4 protein-coding genes are annotated in these 3,812 nt (G+C 62.1%); all 4 read right to left on the minus strand.

Annotated elements, in window-relative coordinates; genetic code table 11:
* Positions 1-110: 110 nt before the first annotated feature.
* Complete coding sequence (locus J0I64_RS03090) at positions 111-536, minus strand: TetR/AcrR family transcriptional regulator (protein WP_291406158.1); 426 nt, start codon at positions 534-536, stop codon at positions 111-113.
* A gap of 17 nt (positions 537-553) precedes the next feature.
* Positions 554-2,194, minus strand: coding sequence for an ABC transporter ATP-binding protein (locus J0I64_RS03095; RefSeq protein WP_291406159.1), 1,641 nt, complete (start codon positions 2,192-2,194; stop codon positions 554-556).
* Positions 2,194-3,156 (minus strand): ABC transporter permease, encoded by a 963-nt coding sequence (locus J0I64_RS03100; RefSeq protein ID WP_291406160.1) that lies wholly within the window; start codon positions 3,154-3,156, stop codon positions 2,194-2,196. The genes J0I64_RS03095 and J0I64_RS03100 overlap by 1 nt, the downstream gene beginning before the upstream one ends.
* A gap of 4 nt (positions 3,157-3,160) precedes the next feature.
* A partial coding sequence (locus J0I64_RS03105) for an ABC transporter permease (RefSeq protein ID WP_291406161.1) occupies positions 3,161-3,812 on the minus strand: 652 nt, incomplete at its 5' end.

The raw sequence follows: 3,812 nt of genomic DNA on the forward strand, positions 1-3,812 counted from the left end.
AGCACCATCCAGGCGAACGGCGAACCGAGCAGGATTTTCAGTTCCTTATGGGCAATGGTTAAAATCATGGCTGCGGGTAACGCGAATAATCGGGAGAAGAAGCAGCGGCCTCATGAATCAAGCGAGGAGTCGCTGCGTGGCGGTTGAGGCGGTTCATCGAAGCGTTCAGCGAGGTGATCGGACACTTCCGATCCCCCTGCCCGGGTTGACGCCAGATGACGAAGAGCCAGCACCTCGGCGCGGTTTTTTCTCACATAGGACAGATGCCCCACGACGAAAGCCGACACGCGCTGCCACTCGTCATCAAGCGCCTCCGCGCCATCGACGACCGCGCCCACCATCTGCTCGCGCACGCTGGCAAGGGCGGCATCGAAGAGGCCGTCCTTGCTGCCGAAATAGTAACAGATGATGCCCTTGGCGACCTTCGCCTCGGAGGCCACTCGCGAGAGCGAGGTGCCGGCAACGCCATCGCGCACCAGCACCGCTATCGTACAATCGATGATGTGCCTGCGACGCTGGGCTTCGAGGGACTTCATCTTTCGCATCGCCCCTCTCAGGCGACTTTGGAGATGTCCGGAACAGCGTCCAGAAGCATCCTCGTGTAATCGGCCTGCGGGCTGTCAAAGATCGCGTCGGTTGGCCCACGCTCCACCAGCACACCATTGTGCAGAACGCCGACAGCGGTCGACATCTGCCGCACGACAGCCAGATTGTGGCTGATGAGCAGATAGGTGAGCCCGAATTCGGACTGCAACTCACTCATCAGGTCCAGCACCTGCGCCTGCACCGACACGTCGAGCGCCGAAGTGGGCTCGTCGCAGACGATGAACTCGGGCTGGCTTGAGAGAGCCCGGGCGATGGCGATGCGCTGGCGCTGACCACCCGAGAATTCATGCGGGAATTTCCGCATGACCGAGGGATCGAGCCGAACCTTGTTGAGCAATTCGGCAACGCGGTGCTCGACCTCAGTACGATTGCGGGCAATGCCGAGCGTGCGCATGGGTTCGGCGATGATATCGCGGACGCGCCAGCGTGGATTGAGGCTGGCATAGGGGTCCTGGAAAATCATCTGCACGCGCTTGCGGCGTTCCTGGTGCCCTGCCCCGCCGGCCCAGATATCGTGCCCATCGACGGTGATCTGGCCAGAGGACGGACGTACGAGCCCGACGATCATCTTGGCGCAGGTCGATTTGCCCGAACCGCTCTCGCCTACAAGGCCGAAGGTCTGGCCCTTGGGGATCGAGAAGCTGACGTCGCTGACCGCCCGGAACATTTCGACCTTGCCGGGCAGCAGCTTGGTAAAACTGCCGCGGCCGAGTTCGAAATCGCGGACAAGGTTTTTCACCTGCACATAGGCGCCGTCATCATTGGCGGGTGCCGCAGTCGCGATGTGGCCTTCACGACGCTCGATGGTGGGGATCGAGTCGATGAGCTTAACCGTATAGGGCTCGCGCGGGCGACGGATGATGTCGCCCACCGTGCCGGTTTCGACCACCTTGCCATGATGCATGACGACCAGACGATCGGCCGTCTGCGCGATGACGCCCATGTCGTGGGTAATGAGCATCACGGCCGCGCCATGGTTGGAGCAGAGCTTTTTCAGCACCTTGATGATCTGAGCCTGCACTGAGACGTCGAGGGCCGAGGTCGGCTCGTCGGCGATGATCAGCTCTGGCCCTGCGGCGATAGCGAGGGCAATCACCACGCGCTGCCGCATGCCGCCCGAGAACTGATGTGGGAAGCTGTCGATGCGCTCGGCGGCCTTGGGAATACCGGCTTCTGTGAGGAGGTCGATAGCCTTCTGCCGCGCTTCGCTTTCGCTGAGCGGCAGATGAGCGCGGATGGTTTCAACCAACTGCCGGCCGACCGTGTAGAGCGGGTTGAGGCTGGTCAGCGGGTCCTGGAAAACCATACCGATGCGCTTGCCACGGAGGCGAGCCTTTTCGGCTTCGCCGAGATTGTCGATGCGCTCGCCCTTGAGGCGAATTTCACCGCTCGAGATGCGCCCCGGCCGCTCGATGAGGCCAATGACGGCCGAACCGGTCATGGACTTGCCGGCGCCGGACTCGCCCACCACGCCCACGACTTCGCCGGGCATGATGTCGAATGAGACGCCGTTGACGGCGCGGAAAACCTCGTCATGGAACGGGAAGTCGACGACGAGATCCTTGATGGAAAGAACGGGAACGGTCATCAGCGCAACTTCGGGTTGAGGGCGTCGCGCAGCCAGTCACCCAGAAGGTTGACCGAAAGCGCAAGCAGCACCAGCGTGATGGCGGGGAAGAGCAGGATCCACCACTCTCCGGAGAACAGGAACTGCTGGCCGATGCGGATCAGCGTTCCAAGCGAAGGCTGGGTCGGCGGCACGCCTACGCCGAGATAGGACAGGGTTGCCTCCTCGATGATGGCGAGTGCCAGGCCAATAGTGCCGATGACCAGCACAGGCCCAACCACATTGGGCAGAACGTGGCGGAGCAGGATGAAGAACGGATTGACGCCCAGAATGCGCGCCGCCGCCACGTAGTCCTTCTGCCGCTCGACCATGGTGGCACCTCGCACCGTACGCGCGAACTGCGCCCAGTTGGCCAGACCAATGGCGAGGATCAGCACCCAGATTGCCGCGCCTTCCTGCTGGTTGGGCGGAATGACACCGCGCGCCACGCCGAAGACAAGGAGCGCGATGAGGACTGCTGGAAAGGAGAGCTGCACGTCGGCAACACGCAGGCTCACGGCATCGATGACGCCGCCGACATAGCCGGCGACGAGGCCAAGGCCAACGCCCATGATCATGGCGAGAAGCGTTGCGAGCACGCCGACGAAGAGCGAAACGCGCATACCGTACATGATGGTCGAGAACACGTCCCGGCCCTGATTGTCCGTGCCCATCAGGAAGTAATTGCCCGAATAGGACGCCGAATTGGGCGGCGTGAAGCCATCCATCAGGTTGAGGGTCGCCGGGTTGAAAGGGTTGTAAGGCGCCAGCCACGGCGCAAACACCGCCATGAGCACCAGCAACAAGGCAACGATGGAAGCGACGATAGTCACCGGGGAGCGTCGATAGGACCAGACGATGTCGGAGCGCCAGAACGCCTTCCAGCGTGACGGCGACTTGGCAGCCGGCTCGGGCTGCGTCGAGGTTTGGGGCAGATCGGTCAAGATGCTACCTCCCAGACTTGGCGCCGTCGCGCAGACGCGGATCGACGATGAAATAGAGGATGTCGACGATGAGGTTGATGACCACAAAGACCAGCGCCACGAAGACGAGATAGGCGGCCATGACCGGCACGTCGACGACTGCGACCGAATTGACGAACAGCGATCCGACACCGGGCCACTGGAAGACCGTTTCGGTGATAATCGCAAAAGCGATGACCGAGCCCAACTGCAGGCCGGTAATAGTGATCACCGGAACCATGGTGTTGCGCAGGGCGTGGCCGAAATTGATGGCACGCTGGCTGAGCCCACGGGCCCTGGCGAAGCGGATATAGTCCGTACGCAGCACTTCCAGCATTTCCGCACGCACGAGGCGCATGATCAGGGTCAGCTGGAAGAGGGACAAGGTGATTGCCGGCAGGATGAGCGAGCGCAGGCCCGACTCAGTGAGCAGCCCGGTGCGCCACCAGCCAATATTGACCACTTCACCACGCCCGAAGGACGGCAGCCACTTGAGCTCCACGGCGAAGACATAGATCAGGCCGATACCGATGAGGAAAGTCGGCAACGAAACGCCGATCAGCGATAGGGTCATGATGACGCCGGTCGAGAAGGCACGCTGACGTAGCGCCGTGTAGATGCCGAGCGACACCCCTACC

The organism is Devosia sp. (genome assembly GCF_017307565.1).
GTDB lineage: Bacteria > Pseudomonadota > Alphaproteobacteria > Rhizobiales > Devosiaceae > Devosia.